This window comes from Streptacidiphilus sp. EB103A (genome assembly GCF_041261405.1).
In the GTDB taxonomy this organism is placed as follows: Bacteria; Actinomycetota; Actinomycetes; order Streptomycetales; family Streptomycetaceae; genus Streptacidiphilus.
Genome location: NZ_JBGCAQ010000004.1, coordinates 174,678 through 199,726 on the forward strand (window position 1 = coordinate 174,678; position 25,049 = coordinate 199,726).

General features: G+C 71.1%; 21 protein-coding genes. 6 read left to right on the forward strand and 15 right to left on the reverse strand.

The features are described 5' to 3' along the window. Positions 1–6: 6 nt before the first annotated feature. The 6 genes from ABH941_RS08005 to ABH941_RS08030 form a co-directional block, all read right to left on the reverse strand. The gene (locus ABH941_RS08005) at positions 7–2,019 is read right to left on the reverse strand and encodes an RICIN domain-containing protein (RefSeq protein WP_370127914.1); all 2,013 of its coding nucleotides are present in this window, start codon (positions 2,017–2,019) and stop codon (positions 7–9) included. A 61-nt stretch (positions 2,020–2,080) separates the two neighbouring features. Further along, positions 2,081–4,231, reverse strand: a complete 2,151-nt coding sequence (locus ABH941_RS08010; protein ID WP_370127915.1) for a beta-galactosidase — start codon at positions 4,229–4,231, stop codon at positions 2,081–2,083. Positions 4,232–4,284: 53 nt separating this feature from the next. Continuing rightward, positions 4,285–5,202, reverse strand: a complete 918-nt coding sequence (locus ABH941_RS08015) for a carbohydrate ABC transporter permease (protein WP_370127916.1) — start codon at positions 5,200–5,202, stop codon at positions 4,285–4,287. Between the two features lie 5 nt (positions 5,203–5,207). Continuing rightward, positions 5,208–6,113 (reverse strand): carbohydrate ABC transporter permease, encoded by a 906-nt coding sequence (locus ABH941_RS08020; RefSeq protein ID WP_370127917.1) that lies wholly within the window; start codon positions 6,111–6,113, stop codon positions 5,208–5,210. Between the two features lie 10 nt (positions 6,114–6,123). Continuing rightward, on the reverse strand, positions 6,124–7,518 hold the full coding sequence (locus tag ABH941_RS08025; RefSeq protein WP_370127918.1) for an ABC transporter substrate-binding protein: 1,395 nt from the start codon (positions 7,516–7,518) through the stop codon (positions 6,124–6,126). Between the two features lie 202 nt (positions 7,519–7,720). After that, positions 7,721–8,767 (reverse strand): LacI family DNA-binding transcriptional regulator, encoded by a 1,047-nt coding sequence (locus ABH941_RS08030; protein ID WP_370127919.1) that lies wholly within the window; start codon positions 8,765–8,767, stop codon positions 7,721–7,723. A gap of 334 nt (positions 8,768–9,101) precedes the next feature. Here ABH941_RS08030 and ABH941_RS08035 point away from each other — a divergent pair, with 334 nt between their 5' ends. Beyond that, positions 9,102–9,467, forward strand: a complete 366-nt coding sequence (locus tag ABH941_RS08035; protein ID WP_370127920.1) for a cupin domain-containing protein — start codon at positions 9,102–9,104, stop codon at positions 9,465–9,467. Here ABH941_RS08035 and ABH941_RS08040 read toward each other — a convergent pair. Next, positions 9,452–10,126 carry a hypothetical protein gene (locus ABH941_RS08040; RefSeq protein WP_370127921.1) on the reverse strand — a complete coding sequence of 225 codons (675 nt, stop codon included), beginning with the start codon at positions 10,124–10,126 and terminating at the stop codon, positions 9,452–9,454. The genes ABH941_RS08035 and ABH941_RS08040 overlap by 16 nt on opposite strands. A 66-nt stretch (positions 10,127–10,192) precedes the next feature. Beyond that, a complete protein-coding gene (locus ABH941_RS08045; protein ID WP_370127923.1) occupies positions 10,193–11,299 on the reverse strand; it encodes a Gfo/Idh/MocA family protein in 1,107 nt (368 codons plus the stop codon). Positions 11,300–11,407: 108 nt separating this feature from the next. On the opposite strand from ABH941_RS08045, the gene ABH941_RS08050 reads away from it, so the two are divergent. Continuing rightward, positions 11,408–11,821: an ArsR/SmtB family transcription factor gene (locus tag ABH941_RS08050; RefSeq protein WP_370127924.1), complete on the forward strand. Its 414-nt coding sequence runs from the start codon at positions 11,408–11,410 to the stop codon at positions 11,819–11,821. A gap of 270 nt (positions 11,822–12,091) precedes the next feature. Here the strand turns inward: ABH941_RS08050 and ABH941_RS08055 are convergent, their stop codons facing one another. Next, complete coding sequence (locus tag ABH941_RS08055) at positions 12,092–12,421, reverse strand: Lsr2 family protein (RefSeq protein ID WP_370127925.1); 330 nt, start codon at positions 12,419–12,421, stop codon at positions 12,092–12,094. A 301-nt stretch (positions 12,422–12,722) separates the two neighbouring features. Between ABH941_RS08055 and ABH941_RS08060 the strand changes: the two genes are divergently transcribed. The 4 genes from ABH941_RS08060 to ABH941_RS08075 all read left to right on the forward strand — a co-directional run bounded on the left by ABH941_RS08060 (position 12,723) and on the right by ABH941_RS08075 (position 17,081). Next, positions 12,723–13,361, forward strand: coding sequence for an RNA polymerase sigma factor (locus tag ABH941_RS08060; RefSeq protein ID WP_370128147.1), 639 nt, complete (start codon positions 12,723–12,725; stop codon positions 13,359–13,361). After that, complete coding sequence (locus ABH941_RS08065; RefSeq protein WP_370127926.1) at positions 13,358–14,167, forward strand: hypothetical protein; 810 nt, start codon at positions 13,358–13,360, stop codon at positions 14,165–14,167. The genes ABH941_RS08060 and ABH941_RS08065 overlap by 4 nt, the downstream gene beginning before the upstream one ends. A 98-nt stretch (positions 14,168–14,265) precedes the next feature. Next, positions 14,266–14,754: a hypothetical protein gene (locus ABH941_RS08070; RefSeq protein WP_370127927.1), complete on the forward strand. Its 489-nt coding sequence runs from the start codon at positions 14,266–14,268 to the stop codon at positions 14,752–14,754. Positions 14,755–14,762: 8 nt separating this feature from the next. Then, complete coding sequence (locus ABH941_RS08075) at positions 14,763–17,081, forward strand: bifunctional polysaccharide deacetylase/glycosyltransferase family 2 protein (RefSeq protein ID WP_370127928.1); 2,319 nt, start codon at positions 14,763–14,765, stop codon at positions 17,079–17,081. Here ABH941_RS08075 and ABH941_RS08080 read toward each other — a convergent pair. The 6 genes from ABH941_RS08080 to ABH941_RS08105 all read right to left on the reverse strand — a co-directional run bounded on the left by ABH941_RS08080 (position 17,069) and on the right by ABH941_RS08105 (position 25,037). Continuing rightward, positions 17,069–19,921 carry an NHLP bacteriocin export ABC transporter permease/ATPase subunit gene (locus ABH941_RS08080; RefSeq protein WP_370127929.1) on the reverse strand — a complete coding sequence of 951 codons (2,853 nt, stop codon included), beginning with the start codon at positions 19,919–19,921 and terminating at the stop codon, positions 17,069–17,071. The genes ABH941_RS08075 and ABH941_RS08080 overlap by 13 nt on opposite strands. Positions 19,922–19,938: 17 nt before the next feature. Beyond that, entirely contained in the window at positions 19,939–22,161 is a 2,223-nt protein-coding gene (locus ABH941_RS08085) for an NHLP family bacteriocin export ABC transporter peptidase/permease/ATPase subunit (RefSeq protein ID WP_370127930.1), read from the reverse strand. Next, positions 22,158–22,964, reverse strand: a complete 807-nt coding sequence (locus tag ABH941_RS08090; RefSeq protein WP_370127931.1) for an HlyD family efflux transporter periplasmic adaptor subunit — start codon at positions 22,962–22,964, stop codon at positions 22,158–22,160. The genes ABH941_RS08085 and ABH941_RS08090 overlap by 4 nt, the downstream gene beginning before the upstream one ends. Positions 22,965–23,153: 189 nt before the next feature. Beyond that, positions 23,154–23,375: a type A2 lantipeptide gene (locus tag ABH941_RS08095; RefSeq protein ID WP_370127932.1), complete on the reverse strand. Its 222-nt coding sequence runs from the start codon at positions 23,373–23,375 to the stop codon at positions 23,154–23,156. Between the two features lie 406 nt (positions 23,376–23,781). Further along, the gene (locus ABH941_RS08100; RefSeq protein ID WP_370127933.1) at positions 23,782–24,546 is read right to left on the reverse strand and encodes a hypothetical protein; all 765 of its coding nucleotides are present in this window, start codon (positions 24,544–24,546) and stop codon (positions 23,782–23,784) included. Next, entirely contained in the window at positions 24,546–25,037 is a 492-nt protein-coding gene (locus ABH941_RS08105; protein ID WP_243876673.1) for a SigE family RNA polymerase sigma factor, read from the reverse strand. The genes ABH941_RS08100 and ABH941_RS08105 overlap by 1 nt, the downstream gene beginning before the upstream one ends. Positions 25,038–25,049: the final 12 nt, after the last annotated feature.

The following is a 25,049-nucleotide window of genomic DNA, read 5'->3' on the forward strand; positions in this document are numbered from 1 at the left end:
GCCGGGTCAGTTGAGCCGGCGGACGGTCCAGAGCTGGTCGGAGGTGTCGAGTTCGGTCCAGGAGACGGCCTTGGCGAGGTCGCTGGCGGAGCCCTGGGCGATGGTGACGAAGCGGCCGCTCGACTTGGACTGGATCAGGTACTGGTTGCCGTGCGGGACCAGGGTCCAGACCTGGGCCGCGTTGCCGGAGACGGCCGTGGTCTGGGTGATCGCCTCGCTGGTGGCCGGGCTGGTGTCGGTGAGCGCGAGCCCGGACTGGCCGTTGACGATCCGGTAGCCGCCGGTGACGGCGACGAACCGCCACAGGTGCCAGTTCTGGTTGGCGTACCACCACTGGTCGGCCTGGGTGCCCGAGGTGGTGGAGCCGCCGGGGATCTCCAGGTACTCGCCGAAGTTGTTCTGGAGGGAGAGGAGCCCGGAGGTGAGGTCGGGGAAGGCGGTCTGGGTGAGGGTCCAGTGCTGGTTGCTGCCGCCGGTGGTCTCCCACTGGTCGACCGTCGCACCGGAGGACTTGGCCCACTGGTAGTCGTCGAGCAGCAGGTTGCTCCTGCGGTTGGTGATGGTGAAGGTCCCGTCCGAGAGCTGGGCGACGGCCCAGTCCTGTGCGGCGGAGCCGGGCGAGGCGGTGTCCAGCTCGACGGTGGCTCCGTCGGTGGTGGAGCCACCGGTCACGGCGAGCCGCAGGCCGCTGGCCGCGTCGGTGAGGGTGAAGTAGCCGTTGGCCTGCCGGGTCAGGGTCCACTGCTGCTGGGCGGAGCTCGGCGAGGCGGTGAGCTGGACCGCGGGGGTGCCGCTGGTCGTGCCGGTGGCACCGGCGTTGAGGCCGGAGTAGCTGTTGGTCAGCGTGTACGTGGCTCCGTTGGAGATGCCCGGGGCGACATTGTCGAAGGCGAACTGGACCTGGTTGAGGTAGCTGCTGTCGTGGTAGCCGCCGGTCAGCGTCAGCACGGTGTTGCCGTCGGGCATCAGCATCAGCGAACGGCTGTAGCCGCCGGGCGCGTTGGAGCCCTCTGACTTCCAGGACCCCGCAGCGCCGCCCGCCGTGTTGACCGCGAGCGCGGTCTGCCCGCCGTCGCTGACCACGATGGTCCCGTTGGCACCGCCGCTGGGGGTCCAGACGACGTAGGGCTGGCAGCAGGGCTTGCTGCCGTCGTTCAGCAGGAGCTGCTGGCCGGTCGCCGCGCCGAAGTTCTCCGGATCACTCGCGATCTTGTAGTAGACCGGGCAGCCCCCGGACGGGGCGTTGCAGTACTCATAGGTCATGATCCACTTGCCGCCGCCGATCGCCGCCACCGTGGCCATCCCCGGTCGCGCGGACTGGGCCGGGTAGACCACGTCGTCGACGACGGCGCCCCAGCTGGTGCCGTCAGTGCTGGTCTGGTGGACCAGCTTCTGGGAGTTGACCGAGTTCTCCCGCTGGTCCGAGTAGTAGACGTCGAGCCTGCCGTTGTTCATCAGCAGGAACGGCTCCCACACCGGGGTGTTCGGGTCCGCAGTCCAGGCCGCGCCGCCCTTGGCCACCGAGCTGAGGAAGTGCCAGGTCTGGCCGTGGTCGGTGCTGTCGTAGAGCAGGATCTCGGTGGAGCTGCGGTCGGCGGGCACGGACAGTCCCGACTCCAGCAGCGTGCCCGCGGGCAGAGCGCCCAGGGCGGCCGGGAGTTCGTAGATCTGCGGGTTCCAGCGCATGCCGTAGCCGTTGACGGTGTCGGTGACCTGGGAGAGGTAGCTCCAGGTGGAACCGCCGTCGGTGCTCTTGTAGACCGGGAACACCGGGGTGGTGCTGGTGTAGACCTCGAAGGTGCTGAGCATGGTGCCGTTGGCGTCGCCCGCGTGGTGGAGGGTGACGCCTCGGGCGTACATGGCGCCGGGGTTGACGTAGCCGGCGCTCGCGGTCGGGGTGAAGATCGTCTGCACCCCACTGGTCTCGGCCCGTGCGGTGGGGCCCCACACCAGGCAGAGGGCCACGGCGGTGAGTACCGCCAGCGCTGCTGCCCAGGGGGATCTCGCGGCTCTGGTCATCGATCCGTCCTTTCCTTTCTCGGGACATGCTGCTCGGGACGTGCTGGGTGGTGACGGTCGGTCAGGGAGCGGTGGCGAGAACGCGGACGTCCCAGGCGCCGAGTTCGAGCAGCTCGCCTGCGGCGACGGCGCGGCCGTCGAGGGCGTCGGTCAGCGGGAGGGGGACGGTCACCCGGGTGGGTTCCCAGCTCCAGTTGTGGACGATGTGGACCCGCCGTCCGTCCGGCGAGGTGCCGGTGGTGGCGGTGACGGAGGCGGGCAGGTCCGTCCAGCCGCCGACCGGGGTGGGGGCGAGCCAGCGGGAGAGGGCCTGGGCCAGCTCCCGGCCGGGGACGGTGCCGACGCAGGTGACCCGGCCCCGGCCGTGGCGCCGGGTGGTGACGGCGGCCCAGCGGCCGAAGTGCGGGTGGTCGTAGCCGGCCAGCACCTCGGCGTCCTGGACGGTGAGGGCGTCGGCCCAGCGGGTGGCGGTCGCCGTGGGCGGCAGCGACAGCGGGCTGCCGGGGGTGGCGCGCACCGGCAGCGGGGCGGTGAGGTTGCTGAACTCCTCGTACTGCGCACCCGCGGCCCCGGTGAGGCGTCCGGGAGCCGGTTCCTGCCGGGCCCGGGCCTCCAGGTCGGCGTAGCCGGTGCGCGGCCCGAGCACCAGGTGGCCACCGGCCTCGGCGTATTCGGCGAACCAGTCCAGCGTGGTGTCGTCGGCGAGGTAGAGGGCGGGGACGACCAGGACGGGGTGTCGCTGCGCCGCCTCGTCCGGGCTGAGCGCTGGCCGCTCACCGCTCGGGTCGTGCAGCTGACGGGAGTGCACGATGCGGACCTGACGGCCGCTGTCGAAGGCGCCGCGGTAGAAGGGATCGAAGATCCGGTGGTAGGAGGCGGGGTCGGGGCCGCCGTCCGCGGTCGACAGCGGCGGGTACTTCTGCATCAGCCACTTGCTCGGCGTCGAGTACACCAGGGTGATGTCCGCGTCCGGCTCGATACCGGCGACGAGGGACCCGGCCGCGTCCAGTTCCGTGCCGAGGCGGGCCAGTTCGGCGTAGGTGCGGCCGGGCCTGCCGCTGTGCGGCAGGATGCCGCCCCAGTAGGTCTCCGCGCCGTAGGGCAGGGTGCGCCAGTGCCAGTACTCGATCATCTGCGCGCCCCGGGCGACCAGCGCCCAGGCGGCCTGCCGCCACTGGCCGTCGAAGCCGGGGCGGTTGTCCCAGGGGAAGCCGATGCTCTGGGCGTTGGTCTCGGTGACCAGGAAGGGGGCCTGGCGGGAGGAGAACATCCAGTCCGCGGTCTGGTAGAGCGCCCAGGTGCCGGTGGTCTTCCAGATCTGTTCGTGGTCCTCCGGGGTGGGGTCGGGCAGCGCGAGGCCGTCCTGCATGTCGTAGTAGGGGTTGCCGGTGGCGACGTCGAGGCTGTCGGTCAGCTCGTCGTCCTCCACCGCGCGGCGGGTGTAGGAGATGCAGGTGGTGACGAACTGCTCGGGACGGGTGTACTCGCGTACCAGGCCGGCCTGCCAGGCGATGAACTCGGTGGTCTGCCGGGCCTGGAACTCCCGCCAGGCGACGTCGTACTGGGGCTGGGCGTTGCCGTCGGGCGTCCACAGATCGGCCCAGGTGGACAGCCGGTGCGACCAGTAGACCAGGCCCCACTCGCGGTTCAGGGTCTCCACGTCGCCGTACTTGGCGCGCAGATGGTCGGTGAAGCGCTGGAACACGCCGTGGTTGTGCAGCAGTTCAAAACCGGGCTCGTTGTCCACCTGGAACCCGATGACGGCCGGGTGCGCGGCGTAGCGCTCCAGGATTCTGCGGATGACCCGTTCGGCGTGGAAGCGGAAGGCGGGGTGGGTGAAGTCGACCTCCTGACGCGCGCCCCAGCCGATCCGCTGCCCGGTGGCCCGCTCGCCGGCGATCTCCGGGTACTGGCGTGCCAGCCACGGCGGCACCGCGTAGGTCGGCGTGCCGAGGATGACGGAGATGCCGCGCTCGTGGGCGCCGTCCAGGACCGGTTGGAGCCAGTCCAGGTCGAATCGGCCGTTCTCGGGCTCCCAGGTGGACCAGACCGACTCGCCGACCCGGATGACGGTGAAGCGGGCGTCGGCCATCAGGTCCAGGTCGGTCTTGAGCCGCTCCTGGGCCCGCTGGTCGTCGGGCAGGAAGTCGTGGGGCTGGTACTCGTGGTAGTACGCGGCGCCGAACAGGACGCGGGCGGGCAGGACCGCCATGAAGGCAACCTCCGAGGGGAGTTGAGAGGTGACAGCGACGACGCAGCTTGGTGTCACTGCTTGACGGAGCCGGCCGACAGGCCGCTCTGCCAGTAGCGCTGGAGCAGCAGGAAGGCGATGACCAGCGGGATGACCGAGATCATGGAGCCGGTGACGACCAGCGCGAGCATGTCGCTGCTGGCGCCCGCGCCGCCGTTCTGCGCCTGTGCGGCCCAGGAGGAGAGCCCGACGGTGACCGGGTACAGGCGCGGGTCGTTCAGCATGATCAGCGGCAGGAAGTAGTTGTTCCAGGTCGCCACCAGGGTGAACAGAATGACCGTCACCAGGCCCGGAGCCAGCAGCCGCAGCCCGATCTGGACGAAGATCCGCAGCTCGCCGGCCCCGTCGATGCGGGCGGCCTCGATGAGGCTGTCCGGTACGGCGTCCTCGGCGTAGATGCGCATCAGGTAGAGGCCGAAGGGGTTGACCAGCGAGGGCAGGATGACCGCCCACGGCGTGTTGACCAGTCCGACCTGTGCGAAGAGCAGGTAGGTCGGGATCGCCAGCGCCGTGGTCGGCACCATCACCGCGCCGAGCACCAGGTTGAACGCGGCCCCGTGGCCGCGGAAGCGGAACTTGGCGAAGCCGTAGCCGGCGCCGGCGGCCAGCAGCGCCGCGCCCAGCGAGCTGGTCACCGCGTACATCAGGGTGTTGAGCAGCCAGTCGACGAAGACCCCGTTGTCGTGGGTCAGGGTCTGCGAGATGTTCGTCCACAGCTGCGGGGCGTGGGAGAACCAGAGGCCGAAGGTGTTGAACAGGTCCTGGCTGCTCTTGGTCGAGGCCACGGCGAGCCAGAACAGCGGCAGCAGGAAGTAGGCGAGCGCGGCCAGCATCGCGATGGTGAGCGGGGTGCTGCGCCGATGGGATCGCGACCGGCGCCGGGACGGGGTCGCGGTCTCACGGCTCGTGGGGGTGGGGGCCGCAGTGGTCATGGTCGTCACCTGGTCCTCCGGCGGTTGGCGGTGAGCAGGAAGCCGTAGGAGACGATCACGATGATCAGTCCGAGCAGGAAGGAGACCGTGGCCGCGTAGTTGACCTGCTGGCCGGTGAAGGCGAGGGAGTAGGCGTAGAGGTTGGCGGTGTAGCCGCTGTCGATCACATTGGGGGCGATGTGCGCCATCAGGTTCGGCTCGTTGAACAGTTGGAAACTGCCGATCACCGAGAAGAGCAGAGTGAGCGTCAGGGCCGGGCGCAGTGCGGGGAGTTTGATCGACCAGGCGATGCGCCAGGCCCCGGCGCCGTCCACGGCGGCGGCCTCGTACAGGTCCGTCGGAATGGTCCGCAGCGCTGCGTAGAGGATGATCATGTTGTAGCCGGTGAACTCCCAGGTGACGATGTTGCCGAGGCTGCCGAGCATCCAGCCGTCGCTGAGGAAGGTCGGCACCGGCAGGTGGAAGTGGCGTCCCAGCTGGGCGAACGGGCCGAAGTCCGGCCCGTAGAGGTAGCCCCACATGAGCGTGGCGACCACGCTCGGCACGGCGTACGGGACGAAGATGCCCAGCCGCACCACCCGGGCGAGCCGCATCAGGCCGCTGTCCAGCGCGAGCGCGAAGACCAGCGCCAGCAGCAGCATCACCGGGACCTGGATCACGAAGAACAGCGCGACCCGCAGCACCCCGTGCAGGAAGAGGGGGTCCTTGAGGGCGGTGACGTAGTTCTGCAGTCCGACGAAGGAGGTCCCGCCGATCAGCCGGTGCTGGAACAGGCTGAGGTAGGCGGCGTAGCCGAGCGGGGTGAGGAACAGCAGCAGGAAGAGCACCAGGAACGGGGCGACGAACAGCGGTCCCGCAGCGCTGGGACGGCGGCGCCCGGCTGCTGCCTGGGGGGTGGTGGCAGTCATCATGGGCCCTTCGTCACGAGCCCTGGACGGTGAAGCCCTGGTTCTTGGCGTACGTGGTGATCCGCGACTGCCAGGTGGACAGCGCCGTGACGCTGTCGGTCCTGTCCGCCAGCGACTTGCCGACGGTCTCCGTCCAGTCCGTCACCACCTGGTCCAGGAACGGCGGCCACTGGAAGGAGGTCGGCACCGTCGAGCTGATGTCGGCGAAGACCTGGTTGACCTTCTGGTCGCCGTAGAAGGCGGGGGTCTGGCCGGTGAAGGACGCGTCGGCCAGCAGCGCCTTGGTCGCCGGGAAGAAGAACTGCTCGGTGGTGAAGAGCTTCGCGCTCGCCGGGTCGCTGTTGAGGAACTGCGCGAACATCGCGGCCGCGATGGGGTTCTTGGAGGAACGCATGACCGCGGTGGTCGAGCCGCCCCAGTTGCCCGAGCTCGGCGCGGAGGCGTCCCACTGCGGCAGCGGAGCCGCGCGCCACTTGCCCGAGGTGGACTTCGCCGACCCGGAGAGGAACACCGGACCCCAGGCGGCGGTGATCCAGGTCGCATACTTCCCCTGGTTGAAGCCCGCGTACCAGGAGTCGGTGAAGTCCGGGTCGCTGCTGATGACGCCCTCCTTGGCGAGCCCGCCCCAGTAGGCGCCGAGCTTCTTGGAGACCGCGTCGTCGACGCTGATCGAGACCGTGCTCTTGCCGGAGGTGGTGTACGGCTTGCCACCGGCCTGCCACAGCAGACCGTGCCAGGCCGCGGGCTCGTTCGCGGAGAGGTTGGTCAGGTAGACGCCGGGGTCGGCCGCGTGCAGCTTGCGCGCGGCGTCGGCGAACTCGTCCCAGGTCTTCGGAACGGCGATGCCGTGCTTGTCGAAGATGTCCTGCCGGTACAGCATCCCCATCGGGCCGGTGTCCTGCGGGATCGCCCAGACCTCGCCGCCCGCGCCGCTGACCTGGCCCCAGGTCCAGTCCACGAACGTGCTCCGCAGCGCTGACGCGCCGTAGGGCCGGAGGTCCAGCAGGCTGTCGGTGATGGTGAAGGTAGGGATGTACTGGTACTCGATCTGGCAGGCGTCCGGGGCGCCGGTCTTGGCCTGCAGCGCGGTGCGCAGCTTGGTGTACTGGGCCGCGCCCTGGCCCGCGTTGACGACGTTGACCTTGATCGCCGGGTACTTCTGCTTGAAGAGGGCGACCTCCTGGTCGATGTTGGGCACCCAGGTCCAGAAGGTGAGTTCGGTCGGGGTGGACATGGCCTTGTCGATGTCGGCCTGGCTGACTGCCTGCGCGGCGGCGGTCGAGCCGCTGCTCGCGCCGCTGCCTCCGCTGCTGCAGGCGGCGAGTGCGGTGCCGGCGGTCAGCGCGCCGGTGACTGCGAGAAAGTGACGGCGGCTCAGCGGGGCAGCCTGGTCGGAGAATCTGGACATGGGTGAACTCCCGTTCGGGTGTGAAGAGTTGCCGACATGCCGGAGCGGCAGGCCGGGAACAGGGATGGGTGGATCCGGGGCACGGCGGCCGTCAGTCAGGGCCGCGGGAACGGCGCACGTGCTGCGCGGAGAAGGAGTCCCTGGAGGTGGCGGACGCGCAGGACGGTGCGAAGAGAAAGTCGTGGAGCGAGGGGCCCGGCGATTACCGGGACGACGGAGCTGCGGTGGAATCGCGGACGACGAGCTCGACCGGTGGGTCGTTGGCCGGCGTCAGGTCCACGTCCGGTTTCTCGATGGCGTGCACGAGCAACCGGAGTCCTTCCCTGGCCACGGCGTCGAAGGGTTGCCGGACCGTGGTCAGCGAGGGAGTCACATAGGCGGCGAGCGGGATGTCGTCGAAGCCGACCACGCTGACGTCCTCCGGCACCCGCCGGCCGGCCTCCGTGAGTGCTCGGACCAGGCCGATCGCCATGTCGTCGTTGGCGGCGAAGACCGCCGTCACCGAGGGGTCCGCGGCCAGCCCACGGCCTGCCGCGTAGCCGGACGCAGCCGACCAGTCCCCCATCACGACGGCCGGCTGCTGCCGTCCGCGCGCCGCCAGCGCCGTCTGCCAGCCCCGGAGCCGGTCCCTCCCGGCGTACCACTGCTGCGGACCGGCGAGGTGGTGCACGGTCTGGTGGCCCAGGTCCAGCAGATGCCCGGTGGCCGCCCGGGCCAGCTGCTCGGCCACGCCGACCCCGGCGCTCACCGCCCGGGAGGCGACGAACTCCGACGGCGCGCCCAGCACCAGGACCGGCACTTCGACGCGGACGGCGGCGACATGGCCCTCGTCGATCGGCTCGGAGATCACGATGCCGTCCACGCCCTGTTCGAGCAGGGTGTCCACGGCACCGGTGATGCCGCTCGCATCACCCTCCACGGTGTTGACGACGCGCAGCGCGTACTCGGCGTCACGCACCGCCCGCTCGATGCCCATCAGCAGCGAAGCCGGACCGAACAGGGCCGTTCCCAGCGAGACCACCCCGATGGAACGGGTCCGCCCGGAGGCGAGCATCCGCGCCGCGTTGTTCAGCCGGTAGCCGAGCTCCTCCGCAGCGGCGAGGACGCGCTGCCGCACCTCCGCCGACACGTACGGCTCGTTGTTGAGGACCCGGGACACCGTCTTCTGCGAGACCCCGGCGAGCCGGGCGACATCCACACTGCGCGGCGTTCCAGAGCCTTTGCTCTGCGCTGCCACTGGTGTCGTCATGGGTCTCTCCTGGCTCGTTCCGTCCGGTGGCCATGTCTACGCAGTCAGACAACGGCCGTCAAGGGCTGCTTCCTGACTGCGGAGTCATGTCTACGCAGTCAGAAGCCCTCCGTCAAGGGTTTTCACAGCATCTCGTCGCGGTTTCGATAACGTGACACCCTGGTCCAGGCCCAGCGGGTCCCCCACCCACCCGGAGATGTGACCGTTGACAGAACAGTGCGGCCGCGGTGTTCGCCGCACCGCCCGTCGGCGCGCTGCGCCTGCGGCCGCCGCAGAGCCGCCCACGCCCCTGACGACCGAAGGTCCCACCGAGGACCACCAGGAGGAGAAGCCGATGCCCGATGGCCCGGACCTGAAGCGTGCCCAGGAGTTCCTTGCCGTTGACGGCCTGCCCTGGACCGACGTGGCAGGGGTGCCCGGAGTCTCCGAGCGCGTGCTCAGCGCGGCGCCCTCCGGTGACGGCGCCGAGCTCACCCGTCTGGCCCGCTGGGCCGCCGGGCTCGACACCTCCCCGGCGGGGGTGATCCGGCACGAGTACTGCGAGGAAGTCCTGCTCCTGGAAGGCGAACTGGAGGACCTCACCCTCGGCGCCACCTTCACCGCAGGCCACTACGCCTGCCGCCCTCCTGGCATGCCGCACGGCCCCTACCGCACCACCACCGGCTGCGTGATGCTCGAAATCCGCTACCGCCCGCGGTGATCATCCGGCCCGACCGGGTGCTCCAGTCGTTCGAGAGGCGCGCGCAAGGCGCGGGAAACCAGGACGACGACGATGCCGACGCCGAATCCGATCAGCAGCACCAGGCGCGCCGGATCACCCGCCCAGAAGAACACCGCGACGCATCCGGCCAGCATGACGCCGGAGACCGGTCTCCGGGCGAGCTGGATCGGCCCGGAGACCGCCGCCGCGCGCAGCAGCAGCGGCAGGACGCGCAGTGCGGCCACACACCAGAACGGGATCAGCAGGGCGGCGAGCAGCACGGTCGCCGCCGAGTCCGAGGGCCCCGTGCGACGCAGCCAGCGGCGGGCCAGGGCCAGGCCCGGTGCGGCTCCGCTCACGCAGGTCATCTCGATCACCAGCACGCCCCAGCCCCCGGCGCCGAAGCTGCCCACGCCGGCGAAGACCACGGCGCTGGTCCAGCCGGCGGCGAGGCCGCCGGCCAGCAACGCCGAGCCCGACTCGCTGATCTGGTAGCCGAGCCAGCATGCCGCGCCCATCGCGGCGAAGAACCAGGTGGCCACCGACGCCCCGGTGTCGTACCGGGGGGTGAGGACCACGATCAGCACGGCCGCGGTGATGGCCACCGCGGTCACCGAGATCAGCACCGAACGCTTCGACGGCCTCGCAGTGTCCTCCATCCGACCCACCACCCCTGACCCAGACCGAAACTGACGGCTCATCATGATGGTAGGGCGGGCCACCGCTCAGGATGCGGCGGAGTGCTCGATGCGTTCCAGCAGGCGGTGGCGGCGTGCAGCGTGGGCGAAGTCCGGCGCGTGGTGCGTGCCCAGCGTGAGATCGGCGCGGATCTGCTCGTAGGCGTGGGCCACCGGGTACCAGACCTCCCTTCCGGAGGTCGGGAGTTGGGCGGAGAAGGAGTAGCCGTCCGGCACCGGGAGTTCCTTCGGTTCGGTGTCCTTGCCCTGTGCGCCGTGGACGAGGGCCTGGGCGAACTGCAGATGACCCGAGCCACCGGTGAGCAGCAGGTCGCCCTCGGTGCCGTTGATCTCCCAGTGAAAGTCGGTGGCACGGGAGGCTCCGCCGCGGAAGTGGACCGAGGCCACCGCACCGCCTTCGAGCACGCCGGTGACGGCGATCTGGTCCGGCGCGGTCATCGGGGTGAGCTGTCCCGTCGCCTGGTTGCGGACCTGTCCGCGACGGGTCGCCACGGTGGCCTTGACGTCGGTGAATTCCCCGAGTGCCATGGTGACGGCGTCGATGGTGTGGCCGAAGGGGATGGTGAGCAGGGTGGCGCCGTTGTCGCGGTCGAGGAGGTACTCGCTGCGCGGCGCGAACTCGGCTCCCCAGCCGAAGCCCGAGGCGATCATGCTGGTGGACAGGACCTCACCGACGTAGCCCTCGGCGACCAGGTCCCGTACGTAGCGGACCGCGGGGGCGGAGCGGGCCTGCAGCCCGACGAAGGTGCGGATCCCCTTCGCCTCGGCGACGGCGGCGAGTTCCTCGGCCTCGCCGAGGCCGTTGCCCAGGGGCCACTCGGTGAGCACCGCCTTCCCGGCGTCGAGTGCGGCCAGGGTCAGTTCGCGGTGATGCGGGACCTTGACGGTCACCACCACCAGGTCGACCTCGTCGCGCCGCACCAGCTCCTCGGCGCTGCCGAAGGCCAGCGGGATGCCGTACTTCTCCCCCGCCGCCTTGGCCGATGCGGGGCTGCTGGCGGACAGGGCGCGGACCTCGAAGCCCGGGACGGCCGCGAGCGCGGGCAGATGAGCCTGGGCCGCCCAGCCCCCCGAGGCGCTGAGACCGATGAAGCCGATGCCGATCGGGGCGGCGGAGGGGGCGTGCGAAGACATGGCGAAGTTCCTTTCACCGGACGGGACGGCAGGTGGTGGACCAGGTCAGGCAAAACCCTAGCCCATGTTCGCATGAGTGAGAACATGGGCTAGGTGGATACTTGCCTCATGGCCAGCCGAACCTCCTCCCCCCTGCTCCATCCCGACGAACCGGAGTTCGACCTTTTCGCCGTCATGAGCGCCCTGACCGACCCGGTCCGGCTGAACATCGTCCTGCAGCTCAGCGTCGGCCCGGGGATAGCCTGCGGCACCTTCCACGTGTCCCTCGCCAAGTCCGCCCTCAGCAGGCATCTGCGCGTACTTCGCGAGGCGGGAGTGATCCGCCAGCAGGACGACGGCACCCGGCGGGTCAACACGCTGCGCCGGGAGGAACTGGACCGCCGCTTCCCCGGCCTACTGGACCTGGTCCTGACCGAAGGCGCCGAGCGGTTCGCAGCCCGGCCCACACCCGTCCAGCCCGGCCTCGGGACTGGATTGGTCACCCCTACGACGCAAGCGGCGCCGATCCAACCGCCCGGCTGACCCTCGACGTCGCCGCCCCGCTTGCGCCGGCGAAGTTCACCGGGAGCCTCTACATCGCCGAGGGCTCCCAGGTTCGGCCCGAGTGCGACAACGTCACCAACTCCTCGCAGAATTGCACCGGAAGCCGGCTGCAGAGCGCCGCTTCCAACGGCGCGGGAACGACGCCGGGCATGCTCGGCTACATGTTCTGGGCCGCCGGGATGCCCGCGCTGCGCCAGGGCTGACACTGCGTCACCCCGGCCCCCGGGGCAACTGTTCGTCTTCGAATGATCAGCCGTTCGCCGCCCGGTACTTCTCGACGACCTCAGCGGGAACACGCCCGCGCGGGGCCACCTCGATACCCTGGGCGGCGGCCCAGGTACGCACCTCAACCGGGTTCGGCCGGTCTGCCCCGGCCGGGATGCGCTTGGGGCCACGACGAGCCCCGCCCTGCCTGCGGCCGGCCTCCGTGTAAGGAGCGAAAATCTTGCGGAGCCTACCCGCATTCTTCTCACTGAGGTCGATCTCATAAGACCGGCCGTCCAACGCGAAGGTGAGGGTCTCGACCGCCTCGGAGCCGTCGAGGTCGTCAGAGAGCTCAATTACTACCTTCTGTGCCACAAGTGCGCCTTTCTGGGAGCCCACGCTTCTGCAAGGCGGACATTCAAGAATGCTTCTCCGAGTAGCAGACTACGGCCTCGGGGTAGCGCTGAACACTTCTCGCAGCCGATGCCGTCAGGCGAACGGTGCAATTCTCTGCATATGCGGGAACGCCGGTACGGGTAACGCTTCGGACTCGACGGCTGGGTTGTCGGGTGAAGCATGCCGCATGATGTCCCGCGTGCACCATGAGGAGGAGTTCGACGGGACCGACGGCAGGGCGGGAAGTCCAGGAGTTTCACGGCAGCGAGGCCCGGCGGACATGTCCGGCCAGGTCCTCGCGGCCCAGCGTGGCGACGAGGCGGCGTTCCGGGCACTGTTCCGGGCGGTGCAGCCCGGACTGCTGCGCTACCTGGCCGTGCTGGTCGGGGAGGACGCCGAGGACGTGGCGTCCGAGGCGTGGCTGCAGATCACCCGTGACCTGGGGTCGTTCAGCGGGGACTTCGACGGGTTCCGCGGCTGGGCCGCGACGATCGGCCGCAACCGCGCGATGGACCTGCTGCGCAGCCGACGCCGACGGCCGCGCGGCAGCCTGCCGGTGGAGACCCTCCTCGATCGGCCGTCGGCCGAGGACACCGAGAGGACGGCGCTGGCCACGGTCGGAACCGCGGAGGCGTTGGCCCTGATCGCGGGTCTGTCGCGTGATCAGGCCGAGGCCGTGCTGCTGCGGGTGGTCATGGACCTGGACGCGGACGCCGCCGCGCGGGTGCTCGGCAAGCGGGCCGGTGCCGTGCGGATGGCGGCGCACCGGGGCCTGCGCAAGCTGGCCGCCGTCCTGGAGCAGCAGGAGACGGACCGGGAGGAAAGGGCTCACGGAGCGGGCCGGTCCGGGCCGTCGGAAAAAAGTTTCGCCCCGGGAGTGACACCGACGACGGTCTCGACGCTGAAGGACATGAGATGAGCACCCAGCGATCCCGTCGGATCGACCGTGACACGGCCGAGCAGCTGCTCGGCCGGCCCGAGGTCGGCGCGGCGGTCGGCCATGACGCTCTCGCCGGACTGCTCGCCGCTGCCGCCGCCCCCGCGGCGCAGGGTGAGCTGTCCGGTGAGCAGGCGGCATTGGCCGCGTTCCGGGCGACTCGACTCGCCCCTGTCCCGCCGTCCCGAAAGCGATCGATGTCCACGTCTGCGCCGGCGCGGCTCCTCAGTGCGAAGGTGGTGGCCGCCGTCCTGGCCTCCGCTCTCGGCGGAGGTGTCGCCGTCGCGGCCGCCACCGGCCACCTGCCTGCCGCTCTGGGCGGCAGTCCCGCGCGCAGCGGCCCGTTGCCGGGCGCCACGGCCGGCGCGGGAGCGCCCGGCGCGCTGCCGCAGGCAACGGTCACCGTTTCGCCCGCGGCGGTGCCGGCCGATCTGGCCGAACTCTGCCGCGCCTTGGACCAGGACAGCGCCCCGACCTCCAGCAGTGTGCTGTCCGAACCCCGCTTCGCCCGTCTGGTCGCGGCCGCCGGAGGGCAGAGCGGTGTCGCGGCCTACTGCGCATCCGCCACGGCCGAGCACCGCAAGGGCAACTCGCAGAGCGCGCGGGCGACGCACGGTCGGCCCAGCACCGCCTCGACGCACCCGGACACACCTGGAGCCGGCCATCGGCCCAGCAGTCCGGCTGCGAGCCACAGCGCCGCCGCCCAGCACGGTCACCCGACCAGCCGTCCGAGTGCCGACCCGTCCCCGTCCGGCAAGAGCGCTGCCGGCGCCCACTCGACGGGGTGACCCCACAAACGCCGGGCGGGCGGTGGACTCCCCCCGTACCCAGTCCACTGCCCGTCCGGTCCTGACCCGCCATCCGTAGAGGTAGAGGCTGCCTGCTGATGCAACGACAACTGGGTTCTCCGCACCAGGCCGGCCCGGTTTTCGTCGACTCCTCCGGCCGACGCCAGCGGCGTGTCCGCCGGCTCGGGCGGCTCCTGGTGGTTCCCGCCGCCGCCTACGTCGCGCTGCTGGTCAGCACCCTGCTCGGCGGACCGACCGTCGAAAGCCCCCTGCTCCCGCTGCCCGCACCCCCCGCCGCCGCCCAGAGCCAGGCCCCCCGCACAGCTCCGGCCGGCGGCGCGCAGCCGACCGCATCCGGATCACACGCCGGCGGCCGGTCACAGGCGGTCGGTTCCGCGACCGGTGGAACCACGGGGACGGCGATCGCTCCCGGCGCAGCGGCCACGTCTTCGGCCGGCGCCTCGGCCAGCGCGTCCAGCTCCGCCTCGGCCACCGCCACAAGCACCGCGGCGACGCACGGGAACAGTACGCACTCGGCCACCACGCCCGGCTCCAGCCACCGGGCCACTCCCAGCAAGAAGGCCTGACCGCCCCGATGAGCAAACCCCCCAGTCACAGAGGCGGCCGGCACCGCACCGTCCGCGACCTGCCCGTGCGTACCCACTGGCTGCTGCTGGCCACCCTGGCCGTCACGCTGACCCTCGCCCTGCTGATCGAGGGATACACCCAGCACATGTTCGGCTTCGCCGACGACGGCGCCGCCCTGTCCCAGGGCCCCAGCGACCACGTCCCCGCCTCCGTCGCCCAGGGCGGCCCGGTCATCGAGGCCGGGACGGCCCAGCCGCGCACGGCGCGCCCCGACGCCCACACCATCGCGCTGACCTTCGACGACGGTCCCGACCCGACCTGGACCCCGAAGATCCTCGCGGTGCTGCGGGCCGACCACGTCCACGCCACCTTCTTCGTCGTGGGCACCCAGGTCGCCGCCCATCCGGACCTGGTCCGCCAGATCGTCGCCGACGGCAACGAGATCGGCGTCCACACCTTCACCCACCCCAACCTGGGCACCATCCCGGCCTGGCAGCGCACCCTGCAACTGCGCGAGGACCAACTCGCCATCGCCGGGGCCACCGGACAGACCACCACCCTGCTGCGTCCCCCGTACTCCTCGGTCAACGACGCCCTGGACAACGACGACTGGTCCGCCGTCCGGCAGGCCGGGAGCGAGGGCTACCTCACCGTGCTGACCACCCAGGACAGCGAGGACTGGACCCGGCCCGGCGTGGCCCGGATCGTGGCCGACGCCACCCCGCGCGGCAGCGCCGGGCAGGTGCTGCTGATGCACGACGCCGGCGGCGACCGCTCCCAGTCCGTGGCCGCACTGGCGCAGCTGATCCCCCGTCTGCAGGCCCGCGGCTTCCACTTCGCCACCGTCAGCCAGGCCGTCCACCTGGCCTCCCCGATGACCGCAGCCACCGCCCGGGACCACTGGACGGGCCTGGCGCTGATCGGCGCGCTGCAGGCCAGCCACGGCCTGCTGACCCTGCTCGGCTGGCTGCTGTACGCGGCCGGAGCCCTCAGCGTGCTGCGCGCGCTGGTCACCCTGGTCGCGGCGCGCAGGCACAAGAAGTGGGCGACGTACCCGTGGGGTGATCCGGTCACCGAACCGGTCACGGTCATCGTGCCGGCCTACAACGAGAGCGCCGGCATCGAGGCCGCGGTGCGCTCACTGCTGGCCTCCGACCATCCCGTCGAGATCATCGTGGTCGACGACGGCTCCACCGACGGCACCGCCGACCTGGTCGAGTCGCTGAACCTGCCCGGGGTGCGGGTGATCCGGCAGCACAACGCGGGCAAGCCCGCCGCGCTCAACACCGGTATCGCCGCCGCCTCCTGCGACCTGGTGGTCATGGTCGACGGCGACACCGTCTTCGAGCCCGACGCGGTACGCCGGCTGATCCAGCCCTTCGCCGACCCGGGCGTCGGCGCGGTCTCCGGCAACGCCAAGGTCGTCAACCGCGGCGGCCTGCTGGGACGCTGGCAGCACATCGAGTACGTGGTCGGCTTCAACCTGGACCGCCGCCTGTTCGACCTGGCGCAGTGCATGCCCACCGTCCCCGGCGCCATCGGCGGCTTCCGCCGCCGGGCCCTGGAACAGGTCGGCGGCGTCCCGGACGCGACCCTGGCCGAGGACACCGACCTGACCATGGCCCTGTGCCGGGCCGGCTGGCGGGTGGTCTACGAGGAGCGGGCCGTCGCCTGGACCGAAGCCCCCGCCTCCCTGGGCGCCCTGTGGCGCCAGCGCTACCGCTGGTGCTACGGCACCCTGCAGGCCATGTGGAAGCACCGCGGCGCACTGCTCCAGCGCGGCCCGGCCGGGAAACTGGGCCGCCGCGGCCTGGGCTACCTGCTGATGTTCCAGGTCCTGCTGCCGCTGCTGGCCCCGGTCGTCGACATCTTCGCCCTGTACGGGCTGGTCTTCCTCAACCCCCTGCACATCATCGGCCTGTGGCTGGGCTTCCTGCTGCTGCAACTGCTCATGGGCCTGTACGCGTTCCGCCTGGACGGCGAGAGCCCCGGGCCGCTGTGGAGCCTGCCGCTGCAGCAGTTCGTCTACCGCCAGCTGATGTACCTGGTCGTCATCCAGTCCGTCGTCACCGCTCTCGCCGGCAGCCGCCTGCGCTGGCAGCGCATGGAACGCTACGGCTCGCTCCAGGTCCCCGTCGGCGCGCCGACCGCCTCGGTGGCCATGGCCGCACGGCAACCGGTCCGGCAGCAGCCTGCGGACCTCGCCCAGTCATGGCTGGACGAGGCCTACGGCCAGCCGCCCACGGGCGACTACTACCGACCCGCGGTCCGCTACTCCGAACCGGCCGAGCATTCGGGTCCGCACGAACCCGGTCAGCGGATCTGACGGCGGACCAGTTCGTGGAACGGGCTGCCGGCGTCGGCGAGCAGGGCGGCCGGCGGTCCCTGCTGGACCACCCGGCCCTCCGACATGACGAGCACCCGGTCGGCGTCCATGACGGTGGACAGCCGGTGGGCGATCACGATGCGGGTGGCGCGCAGCCTGCGGGTGCTCTCCATCACCACCCGCTGGGTCTCGTTGTCCAGCGCGCTGGTGGCCTCGTCGAAGAAGAGGATGCGCGGGCGGCGGATCAGGGCCTGAGCGATCATCAGGCGCTGTCGCTGCCCGCCGGAGACCGTGCCGCCGCCGTCGGAGAGGATCGTGTGCATGCCCATCGGCATCCGCTTGATGTCCTCGGCCAGGCCGGCCATCTCGGCGGCCTCCCACGCCTCCTCCGGGGAGAACGTCTCGTTGCCGCAGATGCAGTCCAGGATCGAGCCGGTGAACGGCTGCGCGTTCTGCAGGACGACTCCGCACTGACGGCGCACCGCGGTCCGGTCGAGGGCGGCCAGTTCCTGGCCGTCGTAGCGCACGCTGCCGGAGGCCGGCCGGTCGAAGCCGATGAGCAGTCGCAGCAGGGTCGACTTGCCGCAGCCGCTGGCCCCGACGATCGCGACGAACTCGCCCGGCTGCACCTGGAACGACACGTCGTCGAGCACCAGCGGTCCGTCCTCGGCGTACCGGAACGACAGCTGCCCGACCTCGATCGCGCCGGACAGGACGCCGGGCGGCGTGCTCCCGCCGGCCACCTCGGGGAGCTCGTCCAGCACCGGCTTGATCTGCTCGTACAGCGGCAGCACCGAGGCGGCGGAGAGCAGCGCGCCGGTGAGCTGGGTGACCGAGGTCAGCACCATGGTCACGGCGGTGCTGAAGGTGAGGAAGCTGCTCGCCGAGAGGGTCCCCCGGGCCGGGCCCGCCAGCAGCATGAACATCATCAGCGTGCAGAACGGCAGATAGAACGCGTTGAGGACGGTGATCAGGTTCTTGATCCGGCCCACCCGGCGCTGCAGCTCCCGGCTGCGGGCGAACTCGCCCGCCCAGGCCGCGTAGGCGAATTCCTCGGCCGCGGCGACGCGCAGTTTGGGCAGGCCGCGCAGCGTCTGGAAGGCCTGGTTGTTGAGCTTGTTGTTGAGCGCGATCAACCGGCGCTGCCACCGCAGTTGCCACAGTCCCAGGCCCAGGAAGACGCTGCCGATGACGGCCACCATGGCGAGGGCCGTCAGCGCCAGCGGGACGCTGTAGTACAGCAGCAGCGCGAGGTTCACCGTACTGACCGTGCCGGCCTGTACGGCCACCGAGCTGATGCCGGACAGCACCCGGCGGATGGCGCTGATGCCCATCGCCGCCGTGGCGAGCTCTCCGGTGGAGCGCGCCGCGAAGAAGCGCGTGGGCAGCCGCAACAGCCGGTCCCAGACCGCCGGTTGCAGCGTGGCTTCGATGCGCCCCTCCATCCGGAGGATGGAGATGTTCTCCAGCAGCATGAAGGCGGCCGAGACGACGGTGGTGGCCACGATCGCCAGCGAGGTCTGGACGATGAGGCTCCTCTCGGCGTTGGGCACGTAGCTGCCGAGGACCTGTCCGGTCGCGATCGGCACCAGCGCCCCGAGCAGCACCGCCACCAGCCCGCCGAGGACCAGGTTCCGCAGGTCCGTCCGGGTCCCGAGCAGACTGAAACGGAGCAGACGCCAGGCGGGCAGCGGCTGTTCCGGCAGCGGGCGGTAGAACATGACCGCGTGGGTCTCGAACTCCGCCGCGTTCGCCGCGCTGATCCTGGTCCGCCGGCCCGTGGTGGGATGCACCGCGTGGTAGCCGCCGCGCCGCCACAGCAGCGGGACCAGGGTGCCGGTGCCGGCCCGGTGGCCCACCAGCGGACCGGCGTTCTCCCGCCACCAGCGCCCGGTGAGCCTGACCCCGCGGGTGCGGAACCTGGAACTCAGCGCGATCCGTTCGACCGGACCCAGCCGGTCGTCGGAGGCGACGCTCTGCGCGGACGCGGAGGCGGGCGCCGTGACCGTGATCCCGGCGGCGGCCGCGACCGCGCGGCAGACGGCGAGGGCGGCTTCGTCGGACCCGGCGACCGGCCGTCCGGCAGCCCGCCCCGGGGTGTCGGAGGTGTCGATCGAGTCCAGCAACGCCCGGTCGGCCTGGGCCCTGACTGCGTGGCCGGCCCTGACACCGGCAGCGGCCCGGTCCTCGTGGGCGCGCTCCAGCTGTTCGATCCGGCGGTCCACCGAGATCATCAGCCGGGTCTGCTGGTCGACCAGGCGTTGCCACATGACCGCGTCGACGAGCAGGTCCCTGGCCAGGTCCGCGCTGTACGCGGCGCCGTACTGCAGGCTGCCCGGGTCCACCGCCATCCACAGGATGCCGTCGTCCGAGGACTCGTCGGCCACCGCCGGTACCGCCCCGTCCACCGGGGTCTCGAACACGGCACGCAGGCTCCGCCCGATGCCGCGGGCGAACGCGTCCTCCAGCGGGCTGAGGGCCTGTTCGACGCTGCCGTACTGGCTGCCGTACTGGCGGTACAGCTCACGCAGCTGGATGCGGTGCAGCACGCATCCCTGCAGCGGCCTGCCGACGAGGGTGTGCCGCGGTCCCTCGACGGGCCCGAGCAGCAGGGCTCCGGTTTGGAGCCGGCCGAGGAAGTGCCAGCGGCCCTGCTCGGCGGCGTCGACCGCGAACAGGTCCAGCGCGCCGTCCACGACCAGCCAGAGCACATCGGGCCGCTCCAGCGGCAGGCTGCGCAGGCTGGCGCAGTCGACCGGATCGCCCAGACCGCCCAGGGCGCCGACCACCACGTCGCCGGGCCAGGGGCCGGCGACCACCGGGTACTCGACCGATGTCACTTCAGTTCCCCCCGCGCTCAGTGCTCACGGACCAGCGCGGCGTACCGCCCGGCGGCGGCGACCAGGTCCTCGTGGCGCCCGCGTTCCACCACGGTCCCGTGGTCCAGGACGACGATCTCGTCGCTGTCGCGCACCGTGCTCAGCCGGTGTGCGATCACCACACAGGCGCAGCCGCGCCGTCGTACGTTGTCGATGATCACCTGCTCGGTCTCCGCGTCCAGGGCACTGGTGACCTCGTCCAGGACCAGGACACTGGGCCCGCGCACCAGGGCCCGGGCTATTTCGAGCCGCTGCCGCTGGCCTCCGGAGAAGTTGCGGCCGTCCTGTTCCACCCGGCTGTGGATGCCGCCGGGCCGCCTGGACACGGCGTCGTGGACCGCCGCGTCCTTGAGCGCGGCGATGACGGCCTCGTCCGGGATCGAGGGGTCCCACAGCGCCACGTTGTCGCGGACCGTGCCCTCGAAGAGGAAGACGTCCTGGTCGACGAAGGAGACCGAGGCGGACAGCGCGCTGCGGGGGATCTCGTCCAGCCGCTGTCCGTCGATGCGGATCTCGCCCTCCCACGGCTGGTAGAGGCCGGAAATCAGCCGGGACACCGTCGACTTGCCGCTGCCGGACCCGCCGACCAGCGCGACCTGGCGGCCGGGGCCGACCGACAGCGAGAAGTCGGTGAGCAGCGGCTTGTCGAGCGGGCTGTATCCGAAGGTGACGCCGTCCAGGGTGACGTGCCCGCTGAGCCTGCGGGCACCGGCGGCCGGTTCGCGCCGCGTGTACAGCGGGTCCACCGGGAAGGCCTCGACGTCCCTGAGTCGGGCCATGTCCGCCGCGAAGTCCTGGACCCGGCCGGCCACGCCGTTCAGCCGGGTGACCGGCCCGGTGAAGCTGGTCACCAGCGCCTGGAAGGCCACCAGCAGACCGATCGAGATGCCGCCGTCGGCCGCCCGCTGACCGCCGATCAGCAGGATCAGCGCACTGTTGAGAGCCGCGAGGGTGGGAGCGACCACGGCGAGCGCCGCGCTCGGGACGCCGAGCCGCTGCTGCCCGTCGAGGGTCAGCGCGTGCTGGCCGGCCCAGCGGCGGAAGTATCCGTCCTCGGCCCCGGTGGCCTTCATCGTCTCGATCAACTGCAGGCCGCTGTAGGAGGTGTTGGTCAGCCGGGCGGCGTCCGCGCGCAGCTTCTGCACGCCGGTGCCCCGGATCCGCACCACCACCCGCAGCGCCACCACGTTGAGCAGCGCGATCAGCACCCCGAGCACCGTCAGCTGCGGGTCGTAGGACCACAGCAGCAGCGCGTAGAGGACCACGACCACGGCGTCCACGCCGGTCGCGGCGAGATCCCTGGCCAGGGTCTCGGCCACGGTGTCGTTCGACTGCAGCCGCTGCACCAGCTCGGCCGGGTTGCGCTGGCTGAAGAAGGTGACCGGCAGTCTGAGCAGGTGCCGCAGGAACCGGGCGCTGCTCAGCGTGGACGAGATCATGCGCCCGCGCAGCAGGTTCGCCTGCTGCAGGGCGGTCAGCCCGGCGGTGAGGACCACCATGGCGGCCATCGCCGCGAAGAGCACCGGCAGCAGCGAGGTCTGATTGCCGATCAGGAACATGTCGATGTAGGTGCGGCTGAGGGCCGGCAGCACCGCCCCGACGACGACCAGCAGGAAGCTGGCGAGCAGGGCGGCCAGCATCGCGCCCGAGGTGCCGCGCAGCCGCGCCGGCAGGGCGCGGAGGATGCCCGGCCGCCGGCCTGCCCGGCGGAACCCGTCGCCGGGTTCGAAGGTCAGCACGACACCGGTGAAGCTGGAGTCGAAGTCCTCCGGCGGGACGAACCGGCGGCCCCGGGCCGGATCGTTGATGTGCACGCCCCGGCGGCCGAGGCGACGGCCCATCCCGTCGTAGACGACGAAGTGGTTGAACTCCCAGAAGAGCACCGCGGGCGCCTGGACCTGTGCCAGTGCGGCCGGTTCCATCTGCATGCCCTTGGCCGCCAGGCCGTACCCGCGTGCCGCCCTGAGCACGCTGCTGGCCCGGGAGCCGTCGCGGGACACACCGCAGGCGATCCGCAGCTCCTCCAGCGGCACATGCCGGCCGTGGTGGCCGAGCACCATCGCCAGCGCGGCGGCTCCGCACTCCACCGCCTCCATCTGGAGCACCGTGGGGCTGCGTACCGCCTTCGGCTTTCGCGGCCTGCGCCGTCCGGCGTTCGACCGGTCCGGGCGGTGCCTACCGCGATCGTGCGGCACGGTCATGGCAGGACCCAATCGATCGGATGCTGGGCGGCCAGGTGGATGGCGCCACCGACCAGGGTCGCGGACTCGATCGCGTACGGGGGTCCCTGCGCCGACGACCACGCGTACCCGGACGTCGTTCCGGTGGACCGGTCCAGCTGGACCAGGACGGCCACCGGCTGGCCCTGCGCCGAGAACTGCGCGCCCAGTCGGCTGTCGCCGAGGAAGGCGGTGATCTGCTGCTGCGTCTCGGGAACCCGGCCGACCTCCAGGACCCGCCCGCGCAGCAGGCCGTAGCGTTGCGCGGGCACCGACTGCACGGTCAGCTCGACGGCGGAACCCAGCGGGATCGTCGATCCGCCGCCGCTCGGCGCGTACAGCACCGCCAGCAGCGGGTCGTGCGGGCTGTTGACGCGCTCCACCGTCGCCAGATCCGCCCCCACGGCGACGACGGCACCGATGCCGGCCGACAGCGCCGTCACCCGACCCGCGGCCACCGTGCGCACGGTCTCGACCTTCTGCTCCGTGCGCACGCTCAGCAACGGCGCCCCGTTGGCGAGCGTGTCTCCTTCGTTGGCGAACACAGCCGTGACCTGACCCGCGAACGGGCTCTGCAGGGTGTAGCTCCCCTCCGCGAACGTCAGGATTCCGGGCGCGTCCAGCTTGGGCGAGACCGAGCCGGTGACAGCCCAGAATCCCGCCACCGCCATAACCAGGACCGTGACCGTCAGCACCAGCCGGCCCTGCGGCCGAGCCAAATGCACCGGTACGTCGAGCTCCTCGGGCGACTGCAGCTTGGAAAGCGCCTTCTGGCGGAATTGCACAAACCATTCCTTTGAATACGCCGGTAGCGGTCGGGCACCACAGCGCCCGACCGCACCTCATGAAATCAATTGCTCGATCGAGCAGCGACGGGCCCCGGCCCGAGGAAATCCCGGGGTCCGTCGCCGCTCATTCGCTCCGGGCCGTGAATCCGGAGCGACCCCCGCCGGTCAGGGACCGGCTCCCGAAGGTCAGAGACCGGCGAGGCCGGTGACCTGACCCGGAACCAGGCCGGCGACCGTCGAAACCGTCTGGCCGAGACCGCCGGGCAGGACGGACTCGGCAGCACCGAGCACCGGCGAGGTGACGCCGGAGAGGTCGAGCCCGAGCAGGCCGACCCCGCCCGACACGTTGTCCAGGTCGCTGTCGGAAATCTCGCGGGTCTCGACCTGCGGCGTGAAGTCCTTACGCATGACTTGCGCTTCCCTTCAATACTGTGGGGTGTTTCATGAATGATTTCGGCCAGGTCTGGAGGACGCCAATCCGGCCGGTTCAACGGTTGCCTGGCCCAGAATTCCTGGGGCCAGTCCTTGCGACTTCCGCCGATAGAATGATCCAACCATGTCAACGGGTGTTCCGTCCAGTCGGCCTGTCGGATTTTCGGTGAATATTTCCGCACCCGACCGTGATTCCGTGGAGCATTACCCAGGGAATTGTGACGGCTTCTTCACACATTTTCGGTCGCCCATTCCGGCGACCGGCGCGGGCATTCTCCGTGGCCGGCCGGGCGACCCCCACAGGACGCAGGGCCGCCCACCCCGAAGGATGAACGGCCCTTCCGGCCGGGCGAGTTGCTGTGGTCAACCGACTGATCACGAGTCAGCTCCCGGTCGCGGCCTGGTCAAGGCGGTCCACCCGGCCCTGGGCGTCCTTGTGGATGCCGAACAGTGGCTCAGGATGGAGCACCAGGCTGGACGCCACTCCGGCAAGAGTGTTCACGGACGAACCCGTTCCGGTGCTCAGCGGGGCCGTGGTGGTCACCACGGCGTCGGTGAGCACGTGCAGCCACTGCGCTCCCCCGCTCGACACGAGTTCCCCGTGCACACAGGTGACCGGGACGGCATACATCAGTGCGTCCACGCCCGTGCCGAGAAGGCCGGGCAGCTGGAGCGAGTACAGCCGCACCAGCGTCTCCCCCGCCCGTGCCGTCACACAGCCGACCGCTTTGCCGGGATCCGGCACCGCCGATGTCGCCGACGCCGAGGATCCGGTCGATGCGGAGCGGCCGGAGGCGGTGGGCGCGACCGGATGCGCCGGACGGCTCAGGGTCGCGGATGCCTGGGGGTCCGCCGGACGCGTCGGGTCCGGCGAGGCAGGCGTGATGCCCGACGCGGACGCGCTCGGGATCCCACCGGACACCGGCGGAACCGGTTGTGGCGCGGATCCCAGGGTGCCGGAGATCGCGAAAGCCGTCCCGCCGACCAGCAGCCCCGACACGGCCAGCGCCGGCACGGCCAGCAGCCGCCGCCGACGGCGCCGCTCCGCCAGGCGGCGCAACTCCGCCCCGCTCAGCGGCGGTTCGCCGGCAGCGCCGGCCGCGAGGCCGCGCAGCGACTCCCGAAAGCGCTCGTTCCGTTGGCTCATCACGCTGACATTTCCATCAGGTCGTCGGACAGATGCTTGGCCAGGGCCGCCCTGGCCCGCGACAGGCGGACCTTCACGGTGCCCTCCGGCGCTCCCGTCTCCCGGGCGACCTCGGCCACGGGCAGGTCACAGAGGTAGTGCAGGACAACCACTCGACGCTGCTCCTCGGATATCTTGCGCAGCGCTGCCACCAGCGCGGCGTACTCCGGCCCCGGGCTCGGGGCGTCGGGCGGGGCACCGTGCCGGAACACCGCCAGCAGGGAGCTGCGGGTCCGCCGCCACCTGCTGACCGCCAGCCGCCAGGCCACGGTGCGCACCCATGCCTCCGGCGCCTGCGCCTGCGACAACTCCTCGCGCCCGCGCCAGGCCCGGACGAACGCCTCCTGGACGACGTCCTGCGCCTCGGCCAGATTGCCGGTCATCGCGTACAGCTGACCGACCAGCCGCGACCAGCTGCCGGCGTAGAACTCGTCGAACTCGTCAGGCGACAAGCGCTCCCGCTC

Bases quoted from the DNA above. Each gene is read 5' to 3' on its own strand.
- ABH941_RS08015 (WP_370127916.1), bottom strand. From the start codon at position 5,202: ATGACCACTGCGGCCCCCACCCCCACGAGCCGTGAGACCGCGACCCCG.
- ABH941_RS08005 (WP_370127914.1), bottom strand. From the start codon at position 2,019: ATGACCAGAGCCGCGAGATCCCCCTGGGCAGCAGCGCTGGCGGTACTC.
- ABH941_RS08100 (WP_370127933.1), bottom strand. From the start codon at position 24,546: ATGAGCCAACGGAACGAGCGCTTTCGGGAGTCGCTGCGCGGCCTCGCG.
- ABH941_RS08020 (WP_370127917.1), bottom strand. From the start codon at position 6,113: ATGATGACTGCCACCACCCCCCAGGCAGCAGCCGGGCGCCGCCGTCCC.
- ABH941_RS08025 (WP_370127918.1), bottom strand. From the start codon at position 7,518: ATGTCCAGATTCTCCGACCAGGCTGCCCCGCTGAGCCGCCGTCACTTT.
- ABH941_RS08060 (WP_370128147.1), top strand. From the start codon at position 12,723: ATGTCCGGCCAGGTCCTCGCGGCCCAGCGTGGCGACGAGGCGGCGTTC.
- ABH941_RS08035 (WP_370127920.1), top strand. From the start codon at position 9,102: ATGCCCGATGGCCCGGACCTGAAGCGTGCCCAGGAGTTCCTTGCCGTT.
- ABH941_RS08095 (WP_370127932.1), bottom strand. From the start codon at position 23,375: ATGCGTAAGGACTTCACGCCGCAGGTCGAGACCCGCGAGATTTCCGAC.
- ABH941_RS08065 (WP_370127926.1), top strand. From the start codon at position 13,358: ATGAGCACCCAGCGATCCCGTCGGATCGACCGTGACACGGCCGAGCAG.
- ABH941_RS08040 (WP_370127921.1), bottom strand. From the start codon at position 10,126: ATGGAGGACACTGCGAGGCCGTCGAAGCGTTCGGTGCTGATCTCGGTG.
- ABH941_RS08050 (WP_370127924.1), top strand. From the start codon at position 11,408: ATGGCCAGCCGAACCTCCTCCCCCCTGCTCCATCCCGACGAACCGGAG.
- ABH941_RS08030 (WP_370127919.1), bottom strand. From the start codon at position 8,767: ATGACGACACCAGTGGCAGCGCAGAGCAAAGGCTCTGGAACGCCGCGC.
- ABH941_RS08070 (WP_370127927.1), top strand. From the start codon at position 14,266: ATGCAACGACAACTGGGTTCTCCGCACCAGGCCGGCCCGGTTTTCGTC.
- ABH941_RS08085 (WP_370127930.1), bottom strand. From the start codon at position 22,161: ATGACCGTGCCGCACGATCGCGGTAGGCACCGCCCGGACCGGTCGAAC.
- ABH941_RS08075 (WP_370127928.1), top strand. From the start codon at position 14,763: ATGAGCAAACCCCCCAGTCACAGAGGCGGCCGGCACCGCACCGTCCGC.
- ABH941_RS08010 (WP_370127915.1), bottom strand. From the start codon at position 4,231: ATGGCGGTCCTGCCCGCCCGCGTCCTGTTCGGCGCCGCGTACTACCAC.
- ABH941_RS08045 (WP_370127923.1), bottom strand. From the start codon at position 11,299: ATGTCTTCGCACGCCCCCTCCGCCGCCCCGATCGGCATCGGCTTCATC.